Below are 23846 nucleotides of genomic sequence, written 5' to 3'. Positions count from 1 at the left end.
CAGACGTTTGATCTCCTTGTCGGCCATATCAATGCGACCATCAAGTTCTTTGGCTACAATCCCATAGCTAACGCCTTTATCCTCAATACCACCCTGAATGGATTCCAAAGTGTCTTGGATAACTTGTTGGTCATCAGATTCTTCAAGTAACGCCAACACTTGCTGATAGCTATTGGTTAGTTCATACATCGTTGCCATTAGGCTGCATCCCCTTCGTTAACTACCGTTGCGCCTATAACATCCAATATGGTGTCATCAGTGAAGCCATCATCTGACAACAACTTACCTAGCAGCTCAACACCACCGTACAAGTCCAACAACTCGCTCACTAGCTCAGTTGCAGTAGGCTCCTTACACATCGCGTGATCTTGTAGCCACACCTCTGCGTCATCATCAGCAAATAGTTCCTTACCGTACATCCAAACCTTTTGATCACAATAAACATCATCGCCTTTATAGTCTGTCCCGAAACGGACTGGATCAATCGGATCACCAACCATATGATTTTCTAAATCTCGTGGATTAGTCATTAGCGACCTCCGTTAATTCTTTCAGGCCGTTGTTTGCTTCTAAAATCATTTGCGTTTATCTCCCTTACGATAGATAATGTGTTCAAGTAAAATTTTCTTAACCGGCCGACCAGCATTGCAGTGCTAATTGGCCTTTTTTTGTGGCTGCATAACCTGCAAACCGGCTAGTGCTAGTTTTTCGTTGATGGTGTATCATCTCCTTTCATGTGAGATAATGAATCTTGAGGTGAAACAAATGCAAATATCTGACTGGATTCAAATCGGTGCCATCCTGGTTTCCTTGATAACCTCTGGTTACGCAATTTGGATTAATGTTCAAAATAATCGTAATCAATCCCGACCGTACGTAATGGTATATGTTGACTTTATTGACGTAGTCAGTGCCACTAAATACATCGTTATCAAGAACTTCGGTCATAGTGGGGCAAAGATAACAAAACTGACTTTTGATAAAAATCTCGATTCTACAAACGAACGTACACATTTACAAACACTCGTTAACGGTCTGATTGCGCCTAACCAGAAGTGGATGTCCGTAGTTCTAAACTCATTTCGCGAAAATGTTCCATGTCATATTGAATATGAGGACATGAGTGGAAAAAAATACAAAGATAGTTTTGTACTGAACTTTGGAATTGAATATGACGCCCATTGGACTAAAGCTGATTCAAACTCCGAAGAACCTGTGGATATCTTATCGGATTCCATAAAAAATGCCTCTCATGCAATTGTTAAGCATCTATGATTTGCTATCTGTTTTTAAAAGCCCAAATCAATAATCCAGCGTCAACAATTATCAAAGGAAAAACCAGTATCAGGTAAATCCAATCTTTTAGACTCATAGATTTTCTCTTTCTCGTCAGCCATTCGGCTGGCGTTTTTATTTACAAGTGACAAAGTAATTTGTCCCAGGCTTTATCTAGCCAGTTGATGACTCGTTCAGCGCGATCTCCAAACGTTGACCACACCACAACCCCGCCACCGATCAGTAATGCAAATGTCCAGTAAGTGCTTGAATCAGCCATGATGGCTTGTAGTACATGCATTGTTGTCATATTGAATAACTCCCTTTGACCCGCCCAGGTCTTTAGTTAAGTTTCTGGTGCTCGTCTATCCAACTGCTAACAGCGTTCACTGAGTACCACCATTTGTCTGAACTGCCAAACTTCATGTGCGGAAAATCTAGTTCAGTCCGGACGATGTCAAACTGGTTATTGCTCATTCCCGGGAAGCACTTTTCCATAATTCCCTTTTTGTCACGAACTTCATCCGGCATTAAATATTTACCTGTCATATGGGTACCGCCCTTAATTTAAAATAATTCTCCTTGTGCGTTGGCTTTCTGAATTGCTAACCGCATTTCAGTGTCCGGTGCCCACATTTCAATGAAGTTCATTGCTTCACTGAATTGAATCCGTGGTAACTCACTGTATCGTGGTAACTGGAAATGCTTCTTAAAGTCATGCCAACATTGCTGGAAACCTCGACGACCAATGGTCACGTATGCTGCTGAATCCTTGCCACCCAGCGCCGTAAGCACACGTTTAGTAACAGCGTCCTTTAGCTGCATTTCCTGCGGCCCTGAAACTCGCATAGTATCTTCTAACGTGGTCAACCGATCATCAATTTCAGCGGTGGCTTGTAATGCCAAATGTGCTTGTTCGGTCGCAGATAATGGTCGTTGCCGATACTGGCCAGTTTTGCGAATTGATGGTAAAACTTCGCTGGTGACCCAATGTTTAAATTTCTTAGCAGTGGGTAGTTGGCTTCCCATAATCGCTGTATATAATCCGGATTCATTGATTAGAGTTGATTTCATATTCATACCCGTCAATTTGGTGGACATGAAATCTTCATCATCTAAGCGCCGGGTCATTGCATATGTTTCGGAATACCCAAGTACAGTTGCAACATCTTTACCGACAAACATTGGTTCGCCGTCTTCAATAACGGTTCGGATATTGCTTCCTTCAAAATTAAAGTTCTGTAATTCGTTCATGTGTAAAACCTTCTTTCATGAGATGATGTAACTAGTTCAAAATATTGGAGGTGAAAATTTATGAACATTACTGAAATACACGCCTTAGATTACGTGCTAGCATTATTCACTGAAATGGTTAAACGTTACGATTACAGCAAGGCCGTCAGCTATGAACCCATATATCTAATGGACGGTAAATATGCCCAGCTTGACTCATATCGCTATGAAAATGCCCCTACGCATCCTCTTCAGGCTTCAAAATCTGAGCCAGGCATCTTTACCCACATATCACTGAATTATCAAAATGATGAATCCACCGAAACTTTTGAAGCCGCACGCCATGCATTCTTTAGATACTTTCCGGAAGATCAACTCCAAGATAAGGCTCATCATTTGTTGCAAACTAACAAGGATCCAGAAGCCGTGCTCACTGCTGCATTAGATATCGTTAGTGATATTGATTCCCCAGTCGATGACTTGCCTAGCACTGTCTACAACGTTCACTTTTTAGAAACAGGTCTTGAACTACCGTTTCTAAAGCTTGAAAAAGATGTCGAAATAACACCCATCAGTCTGCTTTCAAAAAGTTCTGATGGTAATGCATAAGTTCATATGCATATTCAAGACCTGCGTACGCCTGCATGTACGTCAGGTCTTTTTCTTTTGCAAGTTCAACTACTTGCTTACCAAAATTTGTAGTTTGCTTGCCGAGCATGTCTTCCATTGGTTTTTCTACCTCTTTGAATTTCTTAAGCCTATATTCACGTTCTGTTTTAAGTGGTTCCTCTTTCATGCTTATTTCACCTCATTTCCTAAATGTCTAGAACTTTGTAAATCTTAGAGCGAATCTCAACAGACTTTGGACTCATATCGCCTTTAATCGCACGGTTTAAGGTGGGTGGAGTAACTGGAAAGCTATTAGTATTAATCAGTTCAGCGAGTTCTACCTGGCTCATGTGTTTACGAAGTAAAACAATTTTAATGTTGTCACTAATCCGAGATACTTCTGTTGCCAAATCTTGTTCGGTCATGTTTATCCCCTTTCTCGTAATTTATTCATCAAGTAGTTGCATTTCAGTACTGATTTCAGTACAATGAGTGCATACAAAATAACAACAAACAATCATTAACTTACGGGATCATCTACCAGGACTGCCTCATAAGAATACTGTTTTTTGTTGTCTAATTACTTGATGAATATACAATAACCGTATTCAGTACTTTTGTAAACCAAAAATATCGTTTTCAGTTATTTTATATCGTCATGAGGTAAAGGAATGCTATTATGACGCTTGTTGAACGTATCAAAAAAGTTTCGAGAGACCGCGGCTGGAACCTCAAAGAAACCGCCACAAAGGCCGGAATTGGAATTAACAGTATCTATAGATGGAAAGATCAATCTCCGACTACCGAATCGTTAGAAAAAGTGGCAGACGTGTTAAATGTTTCGGTTGATTACCTTCTTGGCAAAACTGACAACGCTGAACCAGCTAAGCCATCTAAAGTAGATATAGCCGACGATGATATCATCATGACTTATGAGGGCCGCGAGATACCTAAGGAAGATTTAGAGATCATTAAACGCTTACTGCGGAGGGATTAGCTATGGATAGCTTAGATGACTTTATTGCCGTCCTGTTGGATCGATGCAGAAGCTTAGGAATCCAGGTAAAGTTTGTTGACTTAAACCCCCGCACACCCCCTGCGAGCAATCCCAAGAACAAAACCATCGTAATGAACTGCAACTGGTATGACCAACGCCAACTACCTTTACAGTTACTTCATGAAATGAAACATATCGAACATCAAGACGATCAATTTGCTATCCTCTATTTTGATACTGGCCTTAAACGTGACTTCGAACGTGACGCAAATATGGAAGCTGTTGAAGATTTAGCGGATATGTATTTAGATAATGTGCGGTGCAACGACGATATTGCTCATGCTAACTATAGAGATTTCGAATCTCTATTTGGTATCCCATGTGCACTAATGAGCACCGTTAAAACCGAATTTATTAATTACGGTGAGGAACACAATCTAGACATCTACTAATATTAATCCGAATTGTCCAAACACTGATGACATTAAAAGCTGAAATCATTCTAGGAGTGTTCAATATGAAAAAAGCAGTTATTTTTTCTACTTTATCAGTCTCTACCATGTTATTTGGGGGAATAGCAGTAACACCAACTACAAGCGCCTTTGCGAAGTCTCAGCAGAAACAACTTATCGCTGGTTCTTATACAGTTGGGTCAGATTTAAAGCCCGGGCGTTATGTTGTTACAGCAACAGAAGGATCAGGAAACTTTGAAACAACGGCTAAGAACAGCCTAACCGGCGAAAACGTTAACGAAATCCTAGGCACAGACGACCCAAGCCTAGAGACTGCTAATGTTACTGCCGACTTTGCTACGGGCGATAAAATTCAAATTGAGGGTATGAGCGGTGCCAACTTTACCCCAGCACCAAAAGGCAACAAGAACAATACGGCCTCACTTACAACTGGCTACTGGAAAGTAGGCCGTGACATCAAAGCCGGTAAATACACAGTAACCCCTGCTGAAGGTGAATCTGGTAATTTTATGGTTGATCCAAAGAGCATCACTGGTGATGACGTTAACGAAGTATTGGGGGCAGACACAAGCTTCAGCCAAACGCCAAAGGTTAATGTTAATCTACACAACGGCGATAAAATTTCCATTTCTGGTATGAACACAGTTAATTTTGCAAAAAGATAATCAATTTATTTAAGCGTAACGAGCAACGATTTGCTACCAATCAATTATCTAGCCACAATTTCTTGTCCAAATACTGATGACATAAAAAGCTGAATCATTTTGGAGGGTTTCTGTTATGAAATCTAGGTCTCTCACCTTAGCAAACGGCATTGTCGGATTAGCTGGGGGAATTATTTTACTGCTGGGTATGGGCTTTATGGTCGGCGGTGGTGTAGGTGCCATTCTTTTTCTCAACATCATCAAACTTGCTATTTTAGTTCTTGGCATTATTGCTATCATTTATTATAAAGGTGATATCCGTGTAGGCGCTGCTCCAAGCGTTTTGCTCATTGTTGGTGGCGCCATTGCATTAATTCCAATGCTTGGATGGGTCGGAGGAATCATTTCTATTGTTGGTGGTTCTTTGTACCTTACAAAGCTTAAAAATTTCAAGGTAGCTAACAACTAACAATATGTTCTCACTGTCATGGTTGACGTTTGTTCCGTTCAATTCGGAAAGTGAGAATTATTCAAATATCAAAATTCTATATATCACATGTCTGGGGAGATATCATGAAAAAATCAATCACGCTGGGAACTGTTTTATTAAGTGCCCTTTTGTTAGCTGCCTGCGGTAGCAATAGCCATCCCAACAGCACAAACAATTACAGTTCTTCAAAATCAGGCAAGACCGATAAACACACAATAAAAAAGACCCACAAAAAGGCGCAGGCCAAAAGTTCTACATCATCTTCAAGTAGTTCAAGTGAAGTAGTTTCATCCAGTTCACAAGGAAATGCCAGCACACAGTCATCAACGCCGAGTAACGACGCTTCACAACAGTCTGCTAATCAGTCCTCAACAGGTATTTCAACAGATGAAAACACTCTGACGGGCTTTTTAAACAAGTATGGTGAAACACCTGTGGCCTATAAAATACAACACGGTATGACGCTTCAACAGGCCTTAGACAGTACACCAGATACAATGAAGATGTCTGGTGAGATACAAGACAGCTGGCTTATGCAACAAGGATTAATTAACCCAGATGGTTCTCAGACTCAAAAAGGTAAAGACCTGGAGAACCAGAATAATACTAATAATGATGATTCAAACAATGATACTGACGACGGATACTAACCCGCTCATTGTCACAGTAGTCCATTAACGCCCCACGGTTCAACTAGAATAGAACTCTCAACCCAAGCTTTCAAAACACTAAATCAAATAAAGGAAGCGATCAGCATGCAAATAACGCAAATAATTATGTACTTAGGTCTCGGCATTGCCGTGGTTGGCCTATTTCTTTTAATAATTACAACTAAATGGGTGAATGGTTGGTTTGTCAATTATGTGACCACCAACCGTCCCTTAGCTCTACTTGGCTGGCTTCTTCTACTGATTGGTTTAGTCGTGTTCCTTTTACCACCGTTCCTAGGTGGTGCTTGGAAATAAAAAAACCTACCCTGTCGGATAGGCCTCATAAATTCATACAGCTCAACTAAGACGAATCGTTAAACATTAGCTTAAAGAGGAGTGCAATATGTCATTCAAGAATACTTTAAACAGTTCATTAGTTAAATGGCTTTCAGCGTTGATTGTAATCCCTGCCCTAGTTTATCTTCCCCTGTTATTTAATAGCAATCACACTAGCCAGCCTGCGGAGAATGGCTTTGCAACCTGGTCTGTTGCCTTAAGGGCCTTACTTGTGTATGTACCGTTATTATTTTTAGCTCTTTTCTACTGGTCAGATGGAATCCTGAAACGCGATTGGCTAAAATGGCGGCAACACGTATGGAAGAATCTTTTGAGTGTCATCGTAGTTGTTATATTTATCTTTATTGTCATTATGCCCTTAGCAACTGTTTTCCAGAAAATTCTTGGCGGTTCACAACAACTCCATTTAATGGCAAGCATAAATTTCTTCCACACGGCATTACCCACTTTGATTGTTTTTACCATTCCGTTAATGCAAGCATTTACAGAAGAAATTGTTTACCACCACGCTCTTGTAGCGCCTTTTGTGCAAAATAAAGGATTGTATTTTGGTATGTCAGTTGTCTCAAATATTATTTTTGGTTTTGTTCATATCAATAATGTGTCTGGTAATCTGCCTGCTCTTGCATTATATTTCCTTGTTGGGGCCACTTTTCAAATTTTTTACCTATTGTCTAAGAAAAACATTTGGCAAAATATTATGGCACATTTATTTTACAACGGTTCCATTACTTTATTAGGCGTTGTTGGTATTTTAGTCTCGTTAATAGCCAAATAACTGTTCCTGGGTTAACAAAAAATTCAAAAAAGGACCTATAGCTCAGTTGGTTAGAGCAGACGGCTCATAACCGTCCGGTCGTTGGTTCGAGTCCAACTAGGTCCATTGCTAGTAGCACCCCTATGTTTTCTTATCTAGCTCGTTTTCTCCAACCCCACTAAGAAACAGCTACTAGCAGGTTTCCGTGACAGATCATCATCAGGTGTGCAACTCACCTGGCGGAAGTTTAAGCTACACAAAATCGCTAACAAACTAATCTGCTAAATACTAAAGTTAGGAACGAAAAGGAATGTCAACGCATACTGTAACAATGCCCTATGGAATCGCCGCAAATTTTTCATCCATCCAATTTTTTCTGAATCAATATAATGACCTACTAAACTCAGGTGATTTATCGAATGAACTAGTAATATTCGATTTAACAAAAACTAAATTTATTAGTGCGGAAATGGTCAGTCTCTTCGGGGCCCTGATAGAAAAATTAAAACTACAGGGTGCTCTTGTACAGATAGACATTATAAATTCCAAGCCATTCGATGTTTTAAGCAGAAATGGTTTTTTAAAACAATTTAATATGGGCAAAAATAAAACCGATCCTTATGGCACCACCATACCTTATTTTAGTAATTACAGTCAGGATGATACGGCGGTGGTAGATTTCCTTCAAAATCACGTATTTGGAAATAACAATTGGCCACATCACTTACTGAACAATGCCGGTGAAATTGAAGTTATAAACACTGCTATCCTTGAATTATCTCGTAATATATATGAACATTCTGGTAGTAATACATTATATATGTGTGGACAGTTTTTTCCTCAAAAGCAAAGGATTAGATTTATGATAACTGACACCGGTGTCTCAATTCCTTTTAATGTTGAGAAACACACTTCGATTATGTATAAAAACGATTACGACTATATTCGTTGGGCTGTCCAACGTGGAAATTCCACAAAGAACACTCCTGCTAGTGGTCTTGGGCTGTTTGAAATAGCTAATAATCTAATGCATGGTGGTGAGTTTACTATTATTTCTCGAACCGGATACTGGAAGCAAAACAGTTCTGGTAGTATTATCCTTAAAACATTGGTAAATCCCCTACCAGGAACGTCTTTACATTTGGAATTTTTATTAAACAATCGTTCACCCCAGGCCACTTCAAATCAGGCACTATTTTTTTAGGAGAATCATTTATGAATACAATTATTATTAAACAAGAGATAGGAACTAGTATCGCTGCTTCCGCTGAAACGGCTCAGGACATATTTAAAGAATTAAAAAACTACTATGATAGAAAGGAATCTGTTGTAGTTGATTTTTCAGACCTCTCAACTATAACAACTGCTTTTTTAAATGCTTCAATAGGTGATTTATATACTTTAGGAACTCCTGAAGACCTCAATAAATATATCCATATATCTTCAAAGACTTTAACCCCTTTACAATTCAAAAAAGTGAAACTAGTTATGGATAACGCCAAAACAAAACTGTCTGAACAAGACTTTAATGAGGAAAACTAATGACCAAGGCTTACGATTTTTTTGAAGAACCCTTTGACATTAAAAATTTTGATGGTGTATTACTCGATACAAATGTTTGGCTTTTTCTTTTTAACATATGGCAATCTAAAAATGATCCTGGGTATTCAAGAATATTCGATTTTTTCTTACGACAAGACGTCCCATTATTTGTATGCTCCGAAATTATTTCAGAATATATAAACACATCAACGCGTTCAGCTTGGAAGGCTTATTTAAAAAAGCACCATAAACAGGCTCATGAGTTTTCATTTAAAGGAGAATTCAAAAAAACCGAAAACTTTCTTAACTTTTATAAGATAACTGTAGAGCAGGCTAACGAAGATATCTTAGGGAACGCCAATTCAATCATGAGAAACGAATCACTTCCTGAATTAGCTCTGCGAGAGACTCCCGAATTGGACTTTAATGATAAGCTCATCATTCAAACCGCTTTAGATAATAATTTATGCATTCTTACAGATGACAAAGATTACCGTTCTCCACTTACAGTAAATGATGTGTGGTTCGCAGGTAGACAATAAAAAAGCACACCCTCATCCCCTACCAAGTTTTGAGAGTGTGCTACCTATAAAGACACGTTATCCACGTGCGCTTTTCGAATACTATTTTACTTGAAAGAAGGTGATACGACAAATTAATTTTCTCCGATATTTGACCCGCCCAGGCAAACAAGGAGATTAACATGGCATCAATTACAAAACGAAGTAATGGTAAATATCAAGCACGGGCATTCTACTATGCTCGTAACGGTGAACGTAAAGCTAAGGCAAAAACATTTCCTAGTAAAATCGAGGCTCAACGGTGGGCTGAACAGATGGATCAACAAAAACTCGTTGATGACGGGATTGTTGAAAGCAAACAATCCTTTTATGATTACTTCATGGAGTGGTACGAAACTTATGAAGAATCGAAAATCGCCCCAGCCACTCAACAATGGTATCGAAACACACAACGCATTATTAAAGAAAACTTTGGCCGGACCAAGCTCGTTGCCATCAAACGTAGCGGTTATCAACAGTTTCTCAACGAATTTGGCGCAACACACAGTCGTGAGAGCAGCATGAAAGTTGATACTCACGTCAAGATGGCAATACGATCGGCAATGGATGATGGTCTACTAAAGCGTGATTTTACAGCGCACACTTCAATTACGGGTAACGATGGGAAAGATAAAGCATTGAAGTATCTTGATGGGGCTTCGATGTGGAAGCTCATCAACTATAGTGAAACAAAAATCACTCCTGAAGCGCCCAGTTATGCGATGATCCTCACTGCCCTTTTCACAGGAATGCGCATTGCTGAAGTGGCCGGTTTACAAGAGCAGGACTTCGACGTTATTAATCAAACACTTCAAGTAGAGAACACGTATGACTGGACAACCCATGGTTTTAAGCCAACTAAGAATGTTCAGTCACGTCGGACGATTAGTATCAATGATGAGCTATCTACCCGTCTCACCGCCCTCTTTCAGGCCCAACAAGCACTAGAAATTCATAACCCGAATAAGTTACTGTTCGTAAATGAGAACGGCGTAGTGCCCTCAAACAATGGCGTTAACAAGGTCTTAAAATCTGCATGTCAGAAACTACACATCAAAGAAGTAACCTTTCATGCCCTCCGCCATACTCACGCCAGTTACTTGCTCTCACAAGATGTTTCGATCTATGAGATCAGTGAGCGGTTAGGCCATAAGAACTTTACTACCACCCTGAACATCTACTCACATTTACAACAAGAGTTTAAGGCACAGCAAAACCAAAAAGTGAGTGCTGCCTTTTCACGGACAAAATTCATTGATCGTGGACTTAATCGAAGCAGCATTAATTAGCTGCGAGCAACCACCAACTTTGCTCGCAGTAAACAATTTTGCTCTCAAAATGCTCTCAATTTCGTGAAATTTCATGAAATTCTATGAAAAAAACAGCAAAAAAATATCGCTTCTAAACGCCGTCATATCAACGTTAGAAGCGATATTTCAATGATTCGTAATGGAGCTCCGAGTGCCCCTGGCTGGATTCGAACCAGTACTCACCAAGGTGAACAGCGACCTGAACGCTGCGCGTCTGCCAATTCCGCCACAGGGGCATGTTGATGTAATCTCTCAACAAAGTATAAGTTTACACGAACTCACGCCCGGCGGCAAGCCTTTTTTCTAGTTTTAATCGGAATTTTTATCAAATAAACAACGCGGGTTAACTAAATGAAATCATTAAAACGTTTCATCTGTGTATTGCTCCATTAGCGCCTGCATTTTGACACATTCACCGGCACCAACGCGGACATAACTAATGGCAGAAACCTCAATGTCAATTTGCCAGGCATCCGTTAAATTCCACGGATCCAAGTAGTTTAGTGCAACCACCTCACCTACATAATCGCCAACAAAGCCGGTAAAACTGGCATCCTCCACCTCGGCATCTTCTAACTGACGAATCGTGCCGAGGTTAACGATGAGCTTTTGCTGCAAGGCGTCTCGTAACAGCGATGTCATCAGTTTAGTCGGTGTTAACGTTAAGTGTTGCTGCGTTGTCGCTAAATGCCATGGATCAGCATAGCCGTTTGTTTCAGCCACATGCTGCCACACCTCGCTACTCCGCAAATAATCCGATCGCATTACGACCCGGTCAATAAACGCTTTACTAATCAACTGTAAGCCATTAATGGACCCATTGGGATCAATCACCTTCAGTAACACATGGGTCTCATCCTGCTGAAGCACATAGCCAACGGAAAACGTCTCTTCATCCACAAAGTTGTATACCGCAATCAGTTGCTGGCGTGCCTGTGCACGATCCAGCTGCTCATCAATTGTTGCCATTAACATCCTTTCCAAATACATACTGATCAATCAGTTCGGCTAGTGCGCCATCATAATTAGTCGCCACCGTCTGGACATCTGCCTTTGCGGCAACTTCGGGCACCGCGTTTGCCACGGCAACACCAACACCAGCAGCCTCAATCATTGGTAAATCATTAAAGTTATCCCCAACGGCCATGGTCTCGGCGTGATCGATTCCAAGCAAATCAGCCAATTGCAGTAATGCGCGCCCCTTATTAATGCCCTTACGATTAAACTCAATGTAGCGGCCTGAAGAAAACGTCACGTCCACCTCATCGCCGTAACTCGCCATCACTTTATCGGCCAGTTCATGTTGCCGTGCCACATCCGGCGTTTCAAAGATCACTTTCATGATCGGCCGTTCCTTAATAAAATCGAGATCCGGTGTTTCCATTTTTTCAAACGGCACTTGCCGAGAGGCCATGTACGCTGCATCCGTTGGTGTTTGGTGATAAATAAACAGCTCATCCAGTAAGTAAACGTGGCAACTCACGTCATCAAACGTCCGCCCGGTATCAAAGACGCCCTTCGCCAACGCAAACGGCAGGCCATTTGTCGCCAGGACATGATCATCCTTGTTCTCCAAAATTGCCGCACCGTTATAAGAAATCTTATATTGACCCGCCTGTTGGGCCAGCCCCAAATCACGAAGGTTATCTTCAAACGACGCGTACCCACGCCCAGAGTTTGGAACAAAGTAAACCCCAGCCGCACTGGCCCGTTTAATGGCCTCAATGTTCTTTTGACCGAGGGTTCCATCTGTATTCAACAACGTTTCGTCTAAGTCGCTCGCAATTAATTTAATCACCGCACCCACTCCTCACTTGTTACGTTCAGCATACCGAAAAAATCCAGCTTTGACAATCATGTAACCGATTTCGACAATTCAGATAATTAATTAAAAGCCACCTTTTTTCACTCCTAAAATTAAACATGGTAAAATTGAAGATGCCTAATCTACTAAACTTTCAAAGGGGGTTCCATTATGTGGAAAGAGTTTAAAACGTTCATCTCACGTGGAAACGTTATTGATTTAGCCGTTGGTGTGATTATCGGATCCGCGTTCACAGGAATTGTGACCGCGCTGGTCAACACATTAATTAACCCACTACTAGGTATCTTTACTGGGGGTATTGATTTTTCTAATTGGATCGTTAAGGCTGGCGGTGCAAGTTTCAAGTTGGGAAGTTTCATTAATGCAGTCATCAACTTCCTCATCATCGCCTTTGTTGTCTTTCTATTGGTCAAAGCCATTAACAAGCTCATGCCAAAAACGGAGACAGAAAAGGCGGACGCCAAGACCGATTTACTGCTGACAGAAATTCGTGACGAGCTCCGCATTGCAAACGGTCACCCAGTGAAACCGGCTTCATCAACAGCCCAAGAACCAACGACCACCACAGATAAATAATCATTTATTTTCATTAGCGACGGGCAGAACTTGTCCGCCGCTTTTTGGTGCTTACAACCACATAACTTGTCTACAATCAGTCCCCCATCGCCTGCCAAAATGTTGTAAGATGTAACGTAGCATTTAAAACTTTGAACGAGGAGATATTATGGTGATAATTACCGCAGGCATGATTGGGGTTGGGAAAACCACCCTTACAGGTTTAATCGCAGACCACTTAGATACCAAGGCGTTCTTCGAACCCGTTGGTGACAATCCAGTTTTACCCCTTTACTATCGGGATCCTAAACAATATGGTTTCCTGTTGCAAATTTTCTTTTTGAACAAGCGGTTTTCAATGATCAAAAAGGCGTTGGCAGATGATAATAACGTGCTCGATCGTTCCATTTACGAAGATGCTTTGTTCACACGGGAAAATAACAAAGAGGGAAACATTTCTAACACCGAGTTAGAAGTTTATCTGAACCTTCTGGATAACATGATGAACGAATTGCAAGAATTGCCAAAGAAGGCCCCAGATTTGATGGTGTATTCTGAGACAGACTTCGAAACAATCCTTTACCGGATCAAAAAGCGTGGTCGGGACTACGAACAATTCGATGATGATCCATCCCTGCGTGATTACTACTACAAGATGTGGTCTGCTTACCGGACATGGTACAGCGAATATGACGCCTCACCAAAAATGAAGATCGACTTACAAAAGTATGATTTGGAAGACCCTAAGAACGTCAAAGAAGTCCTCGCCGACATCGACGACCACTTAGCTGCCATCCGCAACTAACTTAGTAAACACTAAAAACGCTTATGGAAAAAAAATCCATAAGCGTTTTTCTATGGTCTTAAACTAGTTTTCTTGAACTGTTGGCCGCAACAAGATTTCGTCAATCCCAACATTTTCTGGTTGATCAATGGCGTACAACACTGCGTTTGCCAAATCTTCTGGTGCTAGTCCGATGCTTTCTTCACGAGCCCGTGCCTTCTTCTGTAATTCAGGATCACCAACCGTTTTCCATAAGGACGTATTGACGTTCCCAGGTGACACAATCGTTGATCGAATCATGTTTGGGCCCTCTTCTTGGCGTAACGCGTCCATGATGGCTCGCAACGCAAATTTGGTTCCAGAGTAAATGGCAGCGTTTGGATTGATCACGTGACCAGCGTTTGAATCGGTTGCGATAAAGTGGCCAACCCCCTGTTCCTTCATAATTGGCAAGGCCGCCGCAATCCCGTACAGCACGCCCATCACGTTAATTTGGAAGGCCCGCTCCCAATCGGCCACCTTAAGGTCACGCAACGGTGAGTTTGGCATGACCCCCGCATTGTTATACATCACGTCGATTTGGCCGTATTCAGCCACCGCGGCTTTAACAAAGGCCAAAACGGATTCTTTGTTTGTTACGTCAACCACTTTATAGGCCGCCTGCCCGCCGTCAGCAATAATGGCGTCGGCCTGTTCCTTCAGCAGATCTTCACGCCGAGCACCGATAAAGAGTTTAGCCCCGTGAGCAGCCAATTTCTTAGCGGTCGCAGCCCCAATTCCTGATGAAGCTCCCGCAATCACAACAACTTTTCCCTTAACAGTCATAATTCAACACTGTTCCTTTCAATTTAGAGGTTTACCTTAATGTCTTCAATAATGGCATCATACTCAGCGTCACTCAGGTGCTTCGGTGAACTTGGGTTATTCACAAACGCATCGTTCCAGTCACCGTCTTCCGGTTGCTTTGGCACAACGTGAACGTGTAAATGAGATACCGTGTCACCATACGTGCCGTAGTTGATTTTGCCCGGGTGAACCGCCTTATCAACGGCGGCCGCGGCGTGAGCCACATCATCGTAAAATTCGTGGCGTTCAACATCGGTCAATTGGAACGGTTCATCCACGTGCCAGTTCAGCACAACGGCGATGCGGCCCCGGTGCGTTTGATCACGAGCAAGGTACACCGTTGCGACATGCAGTGATTCGATTTCAATGTAGTTTTGAGCAAGTTTTTCCGTGTGTGCACAGTACATACAATCCTTTTGAAAACGTTCAACCATAATGAATAATCTCCTTTTCACTAATTAACCTGGTCAGCAGAATCAGTCGTTACCTTCGTTGTTGCCGATTCTTCGGAATGGTGTGCCCGTAAACTAAGGACAAACACACCGGCAATAATCAAACTAGCGGCCAAGAAGTACATGCCCGTGGTGGTGCTGTGGGTAACGCCCTTCAGCCAGCCAATGGCGTACGGGCCAAAGAACCCACCAAAGTTACCAACGGCATTCACGATGCCCAGCCCAACTGCGGCAATCCGTGGATCAACCGTGGTCGTAATGGCCCAGTACGGTCCGGAGTAAGCGTAAACACCAATTGCTGAGAGACAGATGAACCCAACTGACACAATGGGAACCGCCGTCGTTAACGCCGCGCCAACGAACCCAATCCCACCAATCAAGGCACCGCCGGCGGTATGCCAAACCCGTTCACCACTTCTGTCAGACCACTGGCCGTTAACAACCAGTGCAACAGCCCCTAATAGGTAAGGAATTGCGCTGATTAACCCGACCTGCATCGTGGTTAACCCACCGGCCAGTGATTTAACCATTTGCGGCATCCAGAAGGTAATCCCGTACAACCCGATGCAGTAAAAGAAGTTGATTCCGGTCATCTTCCAGATTTTAGCGTCCTTAAACGCATCAACAAATGGTGCCTTGATAACTGTCTTCTTTTCTTCTTGCTTCACGTCATCGGCCAATGCCGTGATGAGCCACTGCTTTTCATCCGTTGTTAACCACTTTGCTGAGGCCGGCACATCTGCTAAGAAGAACACCGTGTAAACACCCATCAAAATGGCCGGAATCCCGATAATGATGAATAACCACCGCCACCCTTCGAGTCCAAACGCCATGTGTACCTGGGTAATGATCCACGTTGCAATCGGTGCGCCAATGGCGTTAGCAACTGGCGGTGCCACCATGAAGGCTGCAATGGCCCGGGCCCGGTCACGACTCCGAATCCAGTAGGTAATGTACAGGGTCATTCCCGGAAACAGCCCAGCTTCAGAGACTCCCAGTAAGAACCGCAAAACAACCAGTGCCGAAATCGAAGTCACAAACCCGGTGGCCAGCGTAATGGCACCCCAGAAAACAAGAATGAAGGCTAGCCACCGCCGGGCGCCAATCTTTTCCAACATCATGTTGCCAGGAATTCCAAACAAGAAGTAACCGATAAAGAAAATCCCGGCAATAAAGCCATAAATGGCCGCAGTCAAACCAAGGTCTTTATCCAATCCGCCAATCGACGCGTAGGTGATGCTGCTTCGGTCCAGGAAGGCAATAAAGTAAATTACGAACAAGTACGGCAAAATGTGCCGGGTCACCTTTTTAAGGGCGCTGTGCTTCACATCAGTCATCATTGATTCATCTCCATGCTTACAGTTTTTTGAATGCAGAACTTTTTTCATTAAGTCAGTGGATATCCATCACTTTCAAGGCTTATTATAGATAACAGAAAGCGGTTACATTTGGTGATAATGATCACCATTTCTGGAAAATATCACACACCGAGAGAGGAAATAAATGCTTATGCCAATCATTCGCGATTCACAACTCAAAGTTTTATGGATGAGTGGCCGCCTGTATCACCGCCACGAAGTCGTTGAACCGCACCATCACAGCTTTGCGCAGGCCCAACTCGTTTTAAACGGTCATGAATACACAACCTTAACGACCACAAAAAAAAACGTCCAGCAAGCACTGGATGTTTTCCCTGGACAGCTTATTTTGATTCTTCCTAACACAGTTCACGCGTTCCACTTTGAACACGAAACAGCGGTGCTGGATGTGAAGTTCGAACTAACGCCTGACTTAATTACGTTAATCAAGGAAACCAACCAGACTGTGTTCCCGGTCCAGGACCCCAGTGCGTTTAAACATCTGCTAAACGATGCCCTACCAGCCGAAAAGGCTCAACAAGCGGCGACAAAGTTAACCCTCGACGTTAACTTTAAGCACCTGCTTTTAACTACTGTTTTTGGCAATCAACAGCAGGAAAGTCTTCTAAAAAACATTGATTATTTTGCGGCGGGCCAAACATCCTTTCCGCTACTTCGGTATCTACAAACCCATTACAGCGACCCGCTTACATTGGGTGAACTCGCGGACCACTTTAACTACAGCAAGAACTACCTCATCCGCCAGTGCAAACAAGTCACCGGAGCCACGCCCATGCTGTTGCTTCAACAGATTCGCCTGAAGCACGCCCAAAACTACCTTGAGTACACCGATAAAAGCGTCAACGACATCGCCATTAAGGTTGGCCTGGACCCAAATTACCTGACCAAATCATTTGCCAAAACCATCGGCAGCCACCCCCTCGCCTACCGCAGGAAAAGCCGTTTGGCCCATGAACACAACATCACCCTAATGCATAGGTTTCAGCTCCAAACACAACCGGCAATCAAACAGTCTGGACAACGCGACTAAATAAAAAACAAGGCTAACACTTTCAGGAAATAATTCCTAAAGGTGTTAGCCTTGTTTCTTAATTATCTTTAACTAACCAATTAATCAGCGTCTGTTTCGGCAGCCAATTCAGCAATTCCTTGTGCGTAAATCGCTGCTGAACGGTACAAGTCTTCAACAGGAATGCATTCGTTTGGCTGATGCATGGTGTCCGGTGCGCCTGGGAACATGGCCCCAAAGGCAACCCCACGTTTCATCAGCCGGCCATACGTCCCACCACCGACAACTTCTTCCTTGGCAGGTAGTCCAGTCTGTTCATGGTACACGTTCAGAAGGGTCTTAACCAACGGATCATCCGCAGAAACGTAGTGTGGCACCATGGCCCGACCAGCAACGGTTGAACCGTGATGCGCAGTTGCGGCCGCCGTCACACCCTCAGTAATTGCTTCAGCAGTTGTGTTCTTAGGGTACCGGAAGTTTAACGTCACGTCACCCTTGTCGTCAGCATACTTCATGATCCCGATGTTCATGGATAGCGCACCCATGACATCATCCGCAATGGCTAAGTCTAAATGCGTTACAACGGTATCATCGTGCACATCATCCATAATAAACGATACGAAGTTTAACGCACTCCCGCTAAACGGTTGGGTGGCTAAAAAGGCCCCCAAATATGTTCCGGCGTTGATTCCGTTTTCTGGCCAGGCACCGTGAGACGCCTTACCATCCACGTGAAGGTGCACACCGTCAGCTTCAACACTAGCAGTCCCCTCAACGGGTTGTGCAGCAACGTAGGCTTCAAAGGCTGCAACCAATGTGTCAGCGTCTGTACTGTTCACCACGGCATCGGCTTCTGCTGGGACCATGTTATCCCGTTCACCAGATTCAAAACGAACCAACGTATTCACAGCAGATGAATCCTGTTCACCCGCAAACGTTGTGGTCAACGTGATGTTTCCCTTTTCACCATTAATGATGGGGAATTCAGCATCAGGTGAAAAGCCCAATGTTGGTGCGGGTTCCACTTCAAAGTAGCGGGTCATTCCCGTCCAATCAGACTCTTCGTCTGTCCCAACGATAAACCGCACCTTCCGCTTCAATGGTAAGCCCAGTTCGGACACAATTTTCAGTCCGTAGTAAGCTGCCATCCCTGGCCCCTTATCATCGGATGCGCCACGGGCATACAGGAACCCATCATCTTTAATTGTTGGTGTAAACGGATCTGTTTCCCAACCGTTACCAGCCGGCATCACGTCAACGTGGGCCAAGACTGCCAGCGTTTCGTCTGCGTCGGGATCACCCACTTCAACATAGCCCACAACATTATCAATATTCTTAACGCGGAAACCATCACGCTTTGCAATGGCCAAAAATGCGTCTAGCCCTGCTTTTGGGCCGGGGCCCAGTGGGGCATCTTCTGTGGCCTGACTGTCGTCACGGACACTAGGAACCTTTAACATTGTTTCCAGGTCGCTCAAAAACGCGTCCTTTCGTTGATCAACTTCTGCTCGCCAATCTGTCATTAATATCGCTCCATTCTGGATTAAAGACTCCGTTTGTAAATATCATTAACAGTCCATAGTTTACCATATTCATCACTGTGACACCCGCTTGAACCACGTAAATGCTATACTTTGGTGAAGGAGGCGTTGTTATGTCCAGTCAACCCATTACCGAAACCTTACTCCACGAAACGATTACCGCCCGGGCAGCCGATAGCCATAAAGGAACGTACGGCCGGCTTGTTCTTATTGGTGGAAACGCACAGTACGGTGGCGCCATCATCATGGCCACAACCGCCGGAATTTATTCAGGCGCCGGTCTCACCACGACCCTTACCGATCCTATTAACATCACTGCTTTACATACGCGCATGCCCGAAGCAATGGTCGCTGATTTTCACGACCCCGCTCAACTTGAACAACTTGTTCACCAGGCAACCAGCATCGTTATCGGCCCTGGACTTGGCACAGACGCCACCAGTTTAGCCGTGTTAAAACGCGTGTTTGCGACCATCACACCAGAACAGTCCGTTACCATTGACGGCTCAGCGATTGATTTAATTGCCACCCATGATCTTGCTTTACCAGCCGCAAAATTAATCTTCACACCTCATGAAATGGAATGGCAACGGTTATCAGGCGTCGCTATTTCACAGCAGACACTAGCAAACAACCTAGCCGCGGCCCAGCAACTTGGTGGCATTGTGGTTCTAAAAAAGCACCATACTCAGGTTATTTATCAACAACAAGTCTTTGATAATCCTGGCGGAACCCCAGCCATGGCCACCGGTGGGATGGGTGACACCTTGGCCGGCATGGTCGGCGGGTTCACTGCTCAGTTTGCTGATCAGCTTCACGCGGTGCTGGCCGCCGTGTACATCCACAGTCAAATTGCGGATGATCTGGCCCATAACGCCTACGTGGTGCTCCCCACCCAGATTGCGGAAGAGATTCCGTGGTACATGAAACAATACTCTTTGCCAGCAATTAACTAACACGTTGTGATCATTTCCTAACGTAAAAAGATCGCCATTGACAAAAATTCGTCAATGGCGATCTTTTTTAATGGCCTAAACGCGCGTCTTTTCACTTGCGTCTCGTAATGCCATAACCTCATCTTGGCTTAATGCACGATAATGCCCCGGTAGTAAGCCTGCCGTCACATTCAAGGGCCCAAATGACAACCGTGATAGCGTCACCACCCGTTGTCCCAGGCTCCCCACCATCCGTTTGACCTGATGGTACTTGCCTTCTGTTAACGTCAATTGAATCGTCGTCTGGTCTAACGCCACATCATAGTCACCCAACACAAGCTTGGCTGGGCGAACAGTGGTCCCGTCCTTTAATGTAACGCCTGCCGCCACTTTGGCCACGTCATCCTTCGACAATGTGCCCGTAATGTGCGCTTCATAAACCTTCTCAACGTGGTGCTTTGGACTCGTTAACCGGTGGCCAAGGTCGCCATCATTTGTGATGAGCAGCGCCCCGGTCGTATCCTTATCCAAACGCCCCACTGGAAACAAATCATCCCGATAATCCGTTGGGTTAAAAAGATCCATCACGGTTTGCGCCGTTTTATCTGTCGTTGCCGTCACGACCGCAACCGGTTTGTTCATTAAAAAGTAGTAATACCGCTGATAATCAATGGCCTCACCGCCAACAGCAACAATGTCAATTGCCGGATCCACCGGTTGCCGTGCCTGTGACGCCACAACACCGTTGACCGTAACATGACCATCACGAATCAACCCGTGGGCTTCACTACGCGTTGCCACCCGCATCTCTTTTAAGTACTTGTCTAAACGTGTTGTCTTCGCCAACTCGTTCCCTCCAGTAACCTACTTAATGTGTAAACGTTGCCGTAAACCGGCCACCCGATCACCAAGCATCTCATCTGCTAACCGTGTTCGTAACGCAAGATAAATGTAAACACCGCCACCTAAAAGCATGGCGATTAGCACTTCAAGAAAGGCTAATGATTTAAACTGCGTATTCATCACGTGGTCCAAGCCCCAAACGGATAACCGCGCCACCACAAAGGTTGCTAACGAGAAGATAATAATCTGGTTCACCTTTTGTAATAGGCCATCGTAATCAATGTCAAAGTGGCGATCCAAATTACGGAAAATCAGGAAACATGATACGCCAAAGCCAGCGGTAGTGGCCAGTAATGGCCCCATTGGTTGTGCCAACGCCACCATTGGAAATTGGAGCACCATCTTCACAATTAAGCCCACAACCATGTACCAAATGACCGCACGGTTCTCATCAACCCCTTGCATCACCGTTGAAAGCACCGTGAACAATCCGAATAAAATGCCCAAGTAGGCCGAAAATTCAAGAATCACGGAACCAGCCAGTGAATACCGATAGAAAACGGTGTACAGTGGCACCGCAATGGCTGCCATGCCAAGTGATGCGGGAATCATGATGAAACTAAACAGTTCCAGCGTAAAGTTAATTTGCTTGCTCGTCCCGGAATTATCCTTTAACGTGTGCGCCTCCGTCAATAACGGAATCGCCGTTGCCGCTAAGGCCGAGGCCAACGAAACCGTGATCATGATGATCTTGTTGGCATTAAAATCAAAGTACGCATACAGCGTATTTTGCGCCGCATAGCTCAAGTTTGACGTAACGTGCATAATTTTAAAGAACGTCATTTGATCAAATAATTGATAAATCGCAATGGCACTTGGCACGATCGTAAATGGAATCGCCTGCCAAATGATCTGCTTCAGCAATTGTGGCGTGGACATGATGATGCCTTCTTGCGAGCCCGCAATTTTATTTCTGAAGTAACCACGATAACGCCACATCTGGTAAGCCAAAACGCCAACGGCAACAATGGCACCTAGTCCGGCTGCAAATGTTGATTGCACAACCGTGTGTGGCCAGTTTTTCGCCGGTGCGTTACCCACTTCCATAATCAAGTAGGCTGTTAACAGCATATAAATGACCCGGACAACTTGTTCAATGAACTGCGAAATCGCACTGGGGGCCATCATGTGATACCCCTGGAACATACCGCGCATCATGGACAACGTTGGGAAAACAAAGACTGCTAACGTGAGTGACCGCAAGACCGGAATGACATTCGGATCACCGGTGGTCAATAGCTGTGATGGTGCCAAGATCCACAATAACAAAGCAGCCACGATCCCGGTAATGAGGGAAAGCATCATCCCCCGTTTAAACAACCGGAACCCCACCCCATACTCATTCAGGGCATTATAATGGGCAATCAACTTTGAAATTGCGGCAGGAATCCCCGCCGTCGACACCATTAACACAATAGAGTACACGTTGTACCCTTTTGAAAACAGTGCGTTCGCTTGGTTATAAAACGTTCCAAACCACATAACCCACGGAATGATGTACAGCGCGCCCAACACCCGTGATGTGATGCTGGCCGCGGTCATCCACCCGGTTCCGCGAAGGATCTGCTCCTGGTCAGAAACATCCCCCGCTTCAAACCCTGGTTGTTCAACAATGGCGCCCAGATCTTCATCATGGACCGTTGCCTTTGGAACCGTCCGCAACGGTTCATCTGGTTCAGACAATGTCGATGTCACCGCCTCAACGGGCGCCTCAGTCACCTCTGCTTGAGAGGCAACTGGTGACGCCTGCTGGTGCTGTACAGGTTCGGCAGACGCGACCGGTTTGTCACCGTCAGCCTGCTCGTTTCCTGATGTTGGTGTCACCACGGTTGCCGCGCTATCAGCTGGTTTCGCCGCTGACGTTACCTCATTCACCATGTGTTTTGTCACCGGTGTAATCACCTGCGTCCCGTTCAGCAGATCCTCCAGCGGACGTGGTGCTTCACTGGTGACACTTTGTGGCGTCGCTTGATCGCCATAACCAGCCCATTGGTTGGAAATGACGTGTGGTGTCTTTGCCGCAGACACGGCAGCTGACATCGCTTGGTGGTCATCATGTTCTGCCGTTGACGCCGTCGCAGTTGGCTTATCTGCGGCCGCACTCGCCATTGTCGCAACTGATTCCGCTTCTTTAGCGGGTTCATCCACAGCCTCTGGAGTTGCCGCAGCCTTATGTTCTTCCGCCTGCTCCTCTGCTAATGACGCTGTGTCATTTACTTCTGATTCAGGTTGAACTGGCGTTTCTTCCGTTTCAGATGCCTTTGGCTCCCCGTGTAATCCAAAGCGACCAAACAGTTCCCGTCGTTGTTGACGCCGGCGATACTGCTTTCTAGTCGGTAATTGTTCATCGTTTGTTGTTGACTCTTTTTTAGACATAAACTTCTCAATTCTTTTTTAAATTCGAACGTTGCTCTAAGCTACTAGTGTACCGCGCTTTATTGCTAAAAAAATTCATGTAAATAAGCTTTAGGAAAACACAAGCTTTATCAGTTTACCAGATTCTCGGCCACTTAAGGTCCATAAAAATCAGTGCTTTAATTATACTTGATTTTAAGCAAAAATAACGTGCTTTCGGGAAATTGCCGCACCATTCGCTAACTAAAATCCCCCACCACTACAGACCAAACAAAAACGGCTAACTTGAAGTGAACCCCCAGAGTTGGACAAAATCCAACTCTGGGGGTTTTACTATGGCTAAATATAATTATGAATTTAAAGCA

At 44.2% G+C, this 23846-nt stretch carries 32 protein-coding genes and 2 tRNA genes; 18 read left to right on the top strand and 16 right to left on the bottom strand.

The features are described from left to right. Together ACKTR5_RS10495 and ACKTR5_RS10490 are read right to left on the bottom strand one after the other, a co-directional pair. Nucleotides 1–198 (bottom strand): siphovirus Gp157 family protein (locus ACKTR5_RS10495; protein WP_407881359.1); only part of this gene is annotated, 198 nt, incomplete at its 3' end. Continuing rightward, entirely contained in the window at nt 198–530 is a 333-nt protein-coding gene (locus ACKTR5_RS10490) for a hypothetical protein (protein WP_407881357.1), read from the bottom strand. The genes ACKTR5_RS10495 and ACKTR5_RS10490, both read right to left, overlap by 1 nt. A 235-nt stretch (nt 531–765) precedes the next feature. On the opposite strand from ACKTR5_RS10490, the gene ACKTR5_RS10485 reads away from it, so the two are divergent. Continuing rightward, on the top strand, nt 766–1275 hold the full coding sequence (locus ACKTR5_RS10485; RefSeq protein ID WP_407881356.1) for a hypothetical protein: 510 nt from the start codon (nt 766–768) through the stop codon (nt 1273–1275). Nucleotides 1276–1414: 139 nt separating this feature from the next. Here the strand turns inward: ACKTR5_RS10485 and ACKTR5_RS10480 are convergent, their stop codons facing one another. The 3 genes from ACKTR5_RS10480 to ACKTR5_RS10470 are packed head-to-tail and all read right to left on the bottom strand — an operon-like array spanning nt 1415 to nt 2529. Next, the gene (locus ACKTR5_RS10480; protein WP_407881354.1) at nt 1415–1585 is read right to left on the bottom strand and encodes a hypothetical protein; all 171 of its coding nucleotides are present in this window, start codon (nt 1583–1585) and stop codon (nt 1415–1417) included. A gap of 32 nt (nt 1586–1617) precedes the next feature. After that, on the bottom strand, nt 1618–1824 hold the full coding sequence (locus ACKTR5_RS10475) for a hypothetical protein (RefSeq protein WP_407881353.1): 207 nt from the start codon (nt 1822–1824) through the stop codon (nt 1618–1620). An 18-nt stretch (nt 1825–1842) separates the two neighbouring features. Further along, the gene (locus ACKTR5_RS10470) at nt 1843–2529 is read right to left on the bottom strand and encodes an ORF6C domain-containing protein (RefSeq protein ID WP_407881352.1); all 687 of its coding nucleotides are present in this window, start codon (nt 2527–2529) and stop codon (nt 1843–1845) included. A gap of 60 nt (nt 2530–2589) precedes the next feature. Between ACKTR5_RS10470 and ACKTR5_RS10465 the strand changes: the two genes are divergently transcribed. Next, nucleotides 2590–3117 carry a hypothetical protein gene (locus ACKTR5_RS10465; protein ID WP_407881350.1) on the top strand — a complete coding sequence of 176 codons (528 nt, stop codon included), beginning with the start codon at nt 2590–2592 and terminating at the stop codon, nt 3115–3117. Here ACKTR5_RS10465 and ACKTR5_RS10460 read toward each other — a convergent pair. Then, nucleotides 3080–3304 carry a hypothetical protein gene (locus tag ACKTR5_RS10460; protein ID WP_407881349.1) on the bottom strand — a complete coding sequence of 75 codons (225 nt, stop codon included), beginning with the start codon at nt 3302–3304 and terminating at the stop codon, nt 3080–3082. The genes ACKTR5_RS10465 and ACKTR5_RS10460 overlap by 38 nt on opposite strands. A gap of 19 nt (nt 3305–3323) precedes the next feature. Continuing rightward, entirely contained in the window at nt 3324–3542 is a 219-nt protein-coding gene (locus ACKTR5_RS10455; RefSeq protein WP_407881348.1) for a transcriptional regulator, read from the bottom strand. 254 nt (nt 3543–3796) lie between these two features. Between ACKTR5_RS10455 and ACKTR5_RS10450 the strand changes: the two genes are divergently transcribed. The 12 genes from ACKTR5_RS10450 (at nt 3797) to ACKTR5_RS10395 (ending at nt 10876) form a co-directional block, all read left to right on the top strand. Then, nucleotides 3797–4114, top strand: coding sequence for a helix-turn-helix domain-containing protein (locus ACKTR5_RS10450; protein ID WP_407881346.1), 318 nt, complete (start codon nt 3797–3799; stop codon nt 4112–4114). A gap of 2 nt (nt 4115–4116) precedes the next feature. Next, on the top strand, nt 4117–4566 hold the full coding sequence (locus ACKTR5_RS10445; protein WP_407881345.1) for a hypothetical protein: 450 nt from the start codon (nt 4117–4119) through the stop codon (nt 4564–4566). A gap of 65 nt (nt 4567–4631) precedes the next feature. After that, nucleotides 4632–5252 carry a hypothetical protein gene (locus ACKTR5_RS10440; protein WP_407881343.1) on the top strand — a complete coding sequence of 207 codons (621 nt, stop codon included), beginning with the start codon at nt 4632–4634 and terminating at the stop codon, nt 5250–5252. 115 nt (nt 5253–5367) lie between these two features. Next, nucleotides 5368–5700, top strand: coding sequence for a hypothetical protein (locus tag ACKTR5_RS10435; RefSeq protein ID WP_407881341.1), 333 nt, complete (start codon nt 5368–5370; stop codon nt 5698–5700). Between the two features lie 104 nt (nt 5701–5804). Beyond that, on the top strand, nt 5805–6371 hold the full coding sequence (locus ACKTR5_RS10430) for a hypothetical protein (protein ID WP_407881340.1): 567 nt from the start codon (nt 5805–5807) through the stop codon (nt 6369–6371). Between the two features lie 105 nt (nt 6372–6476). After that, nucleotides 6477–6686: a hypothetical protein gene (locus ACKTR5_RS10425; protein WP_407881339.1), complete on the top strand. Its 210-nt coding sequence runs from the start codon at nt 6477–6479 to the stop codon at nt 6684–6686. 88 nt (nt 6687–6774) lie between these two features. Further along, the gene (locus ACKTR5_RS10420) at nt 6775–7506 is read left to right on the top strand and encodes a CPBP family glutamic-type intramembrane protease (RefSeq protein WP_407881338.1); all 732 of its coding nucleotides are present in this window, start codon (nt 6775–6777) and stop codon (nt 7504–7506) included. 31 nt (nt 7507–7537) lie between these two features. Beyond that, nucleotides 7538–7611: transfer RNA gene (locus ACKTR5_RS10415), tRNA-Ile, on the top strand. A 184-nt stretch (nt 7612–7795) separates the two neighbouring features. Beyond that, on the top strand, nt 7796–8689 hold the full coding sequence (locus ACKTR5_RS10410; RefSeq protein ID WP_407881337.1) for a histidine kinase: 894 nt from the start codon (nt 7796–7798) through the stop codon (nt 8687–8689). An 11-nt stretch (nt 8690–8700) separates the two neighbouring features. Then, nucleotides 8701–9027, top strand: a complete 327-nt coding sequence (locus ACKTR5_RS10405; protein WP_407881335.1) for an STAS-like domain-containing protein — start codon at nt 8701–8703, stop codon at nt 9025–9027. Further along, nucleotides 9027–9569 carry a type II toxin-antitoxin system VapC family toxin gene (locus ACKTR5_RS10400; RefSeq protein WP_407881334.1) on the top strand — a complete coding sequence of 181 codons (543 nt, stop codon included), beginning with the start codon at nt 9027–9029 and terminating at the stop codon, nt 9567–9569. Before ACKTR5_RS10405 ends, ACKTR5_RS10400 begins: the two co-directional genes overlap by 1 nt. A gap of 161 nt (nt 9570–9730) precedes the next feature. After that, entirely contained in the window at nt 9731–10876 is a 1146-nt protein-coding gene (locus ACKTR5_RS10395; protein ID WP_407881332.1) for a site-specific integrase, read from the top strand. 173 nt (nt 10877–11049) lie between these two features. Here ACKTR5_RS10395 and ACKTR5_RS10390 read toward each other — a convergent pair. The 3 genes from ACKTR5_RS10390 to ACKTR5_RS10380 all read right to left on the bottom strand — a co-directional run bounded on the left by ACKTR5_RS10390 (nt 11050) and on the right by ACKTR5_RS10380 (nt 12695). After that, a tRNA-Leu gene (locus ACKTR5_RS10390) sits at nt 11050–11133 on the bottom strand. A gap of 124 nt (nt 11134–11257) precedes the next feature. Continuing rightward, a complete protein-coding gene (locus tag ACKTR5_RS10385; protein WP_407881331.1) occupies nt 11258–11866 on the bottom strand; it encodes a hypothetical protein in 609 nt (202 codons plus the stop codon). Continuing rightward, nucleotides 11853–12695, bottom strand: a complete 843-nt coding sequence (locus ACKTR5_RS10380) for a Cof-type HAD-IIB family hydrolase (protein ID WP_407881329.1) — start codon at nt 12693–12695, stop codon at nt 11853–11855. Before ACKTR5_RS10380 ends, ACKTR5_RS10385 begins: the two co-directional genes overlap by 14 nt. A 177-nt stretch (nt 12696–12872) precedes the next feature. Here ACKTR5_RS10380 and mscL point away from each other — a divergent pair, with 177 nt between their 5' ends. Further along, nucleotides 12873–13298, top strand: a complete 426-nt coding sequence (gene mscL / locus ACKTR5_RS10375) for a large-conductance mechanosensitive channel protein MscL (protein WP_407881328.1) — start codon at nt 12873–12875, stop codon at nt 13296–13298. A gap of 148 nt (nt 13299–13446) precedes the next feature. Next, the gene (locus ACKTR5_RS10370; protein WP_407881327.1) at nt 13447–14082 is read left to right on the top strand and encodes a deoxynucleoside kinase; all 636 of its coding nucleotides are present in this window, start codon (nt 13447–13449) and stop codon (nt 14080–14082) included. A 63-nt stretch (nt 14083–14145) separates the two neighbouring features. On the opposite strand, the gene ACKTR5_RS10365 is transcribed toward ACKTR5_RS10370, so the two are convergent. Genes ACKTR5_RS10365 through ACKTR5_RS10355 form a run of 3 tightly spaced genes read right to left on the bottom strand, consistent with a single transcriptional unit; the run spans nt 14146 to nt 16699 of the window. Further along, complete coding sequence (locus tag ACKTR5_RS10365; RefSeq protein WP_407881326.1) at nt 14146–14886, bottom strand: SDR family oxidoreductase; 741 nt, start codon at nt 14884–14886, stop codon at nt 14146–14148. Between the two features lie 23 nt (nt 14887–14909). Beyond that, nucleotides 14910–15341: an HIT family protein gene (locus ACKTR5_RS10360; protein ID WP_407881325.1), complete on the bottom strand. Its 432-nt coding sequence runs from the start codon at nt 15339–15341 to the stop codon at nt 14910–14912. Nucleotides 15342–15361: 20 nt separating this feature from the next. Further along, a complete protein-coding gene (locus ACKTR5_RS10355) occupies nt 15362–16699 on the bottom strand; it encodes an MFS transporter (RefSeq protein ID WP_407881323.1) in 1338 nt (445 codons plus the stop codon). Nucleotides 16700–16862: 163 nt separating this feature from the next. Between ACKTR5_RS10355 and ACKTR5_RS10350 the strand changes: the two genes are divergently transcribed. After that, the gene (locus ACKTR5_RS10350) at nt 16863–17768 is read left to right on the top strand and encodes an AraC family transcriptional regulator (protein WP_407881322.1); all 906 of its coding nucleotides are present in this window, start codon (nt 16863–16865) and stop codon (nt 17766–17768) included. Nucleotides 17769–17848: 80 nt separating this feature from the next. On the opposite strand, the gene pepV is transcribed toward ACKTR5_RS10350, so the two are convergent. After that, nucleotides 17849–19270, bottom strand: a complete 1422-nt coding sequence (gene pepV / locus ACKTR5_RS10345) for a dipeptidase PepV (RefSeq protein ID WP_407881320.1) — start codon at nt 19268–19270, stop codon at nt 17849–17851. Nucleotides 19271–19401: 131 nt separating this feature from the next. Between pepV and ACKTR5_RS10340 the strand changes: the two genes are divergently transcribed. Further along, nucleotides 19402–20244 carry an NAD(P)H-hydrate dehydratase gene (locus ACKTR5_RS10340; RefSeq protein ID WP_407881319.1) on the top strand — a complete coding sequence of 281 codons (843 nt, stop codon included), beginning with the start codon at nt 19402–19404 and terminating at the stop codon, nt 20242–20244. A 75-nt stretch (nt 20245–20319) separates the two neighbouring features. Here the strand turns inward: ACKTR5_RS10340 and ACKTR5_RS10335 are convergent, their stop codons facing one another. Next, nucleotides 20320–21069, bottom strand: a complete 750-nt coding sequence (locus ACKTR5_RS10335) for a pseudouridine synthase (protein ID WP_407881317.1) — start codon at nt 21067–21069, stop codon at nt 20320–20322. 18 nt (nt 21070–21087) lie between these two features. Further along, complete coding sequence (locus ACKTR5_RS10330) at nt 21088–23502, bottom strand: putative polysaccharide biosynthesis protein (protein WP_407881316.1); 2415 nt, start codon at nt 23500–23502, stop codon at nt 21088–21090. Between the last annotated feature and the right edge of the window lie 344 nt (nt 23503–23846).

It is taken from the genome of Furfurilactobacillus entadae, from assembly GCF_045862745.1.
Classification (GTDB): domain Bacteria; phylum Bacillota; class Bacilli; order Lactobacillales; family Lactobacillaceae; genus Furfurilactobacillus; species Furfurilactobacillus entadae.
This window is presented reverse-complemented; position numbering and strand designations above follow the sequence as displayed.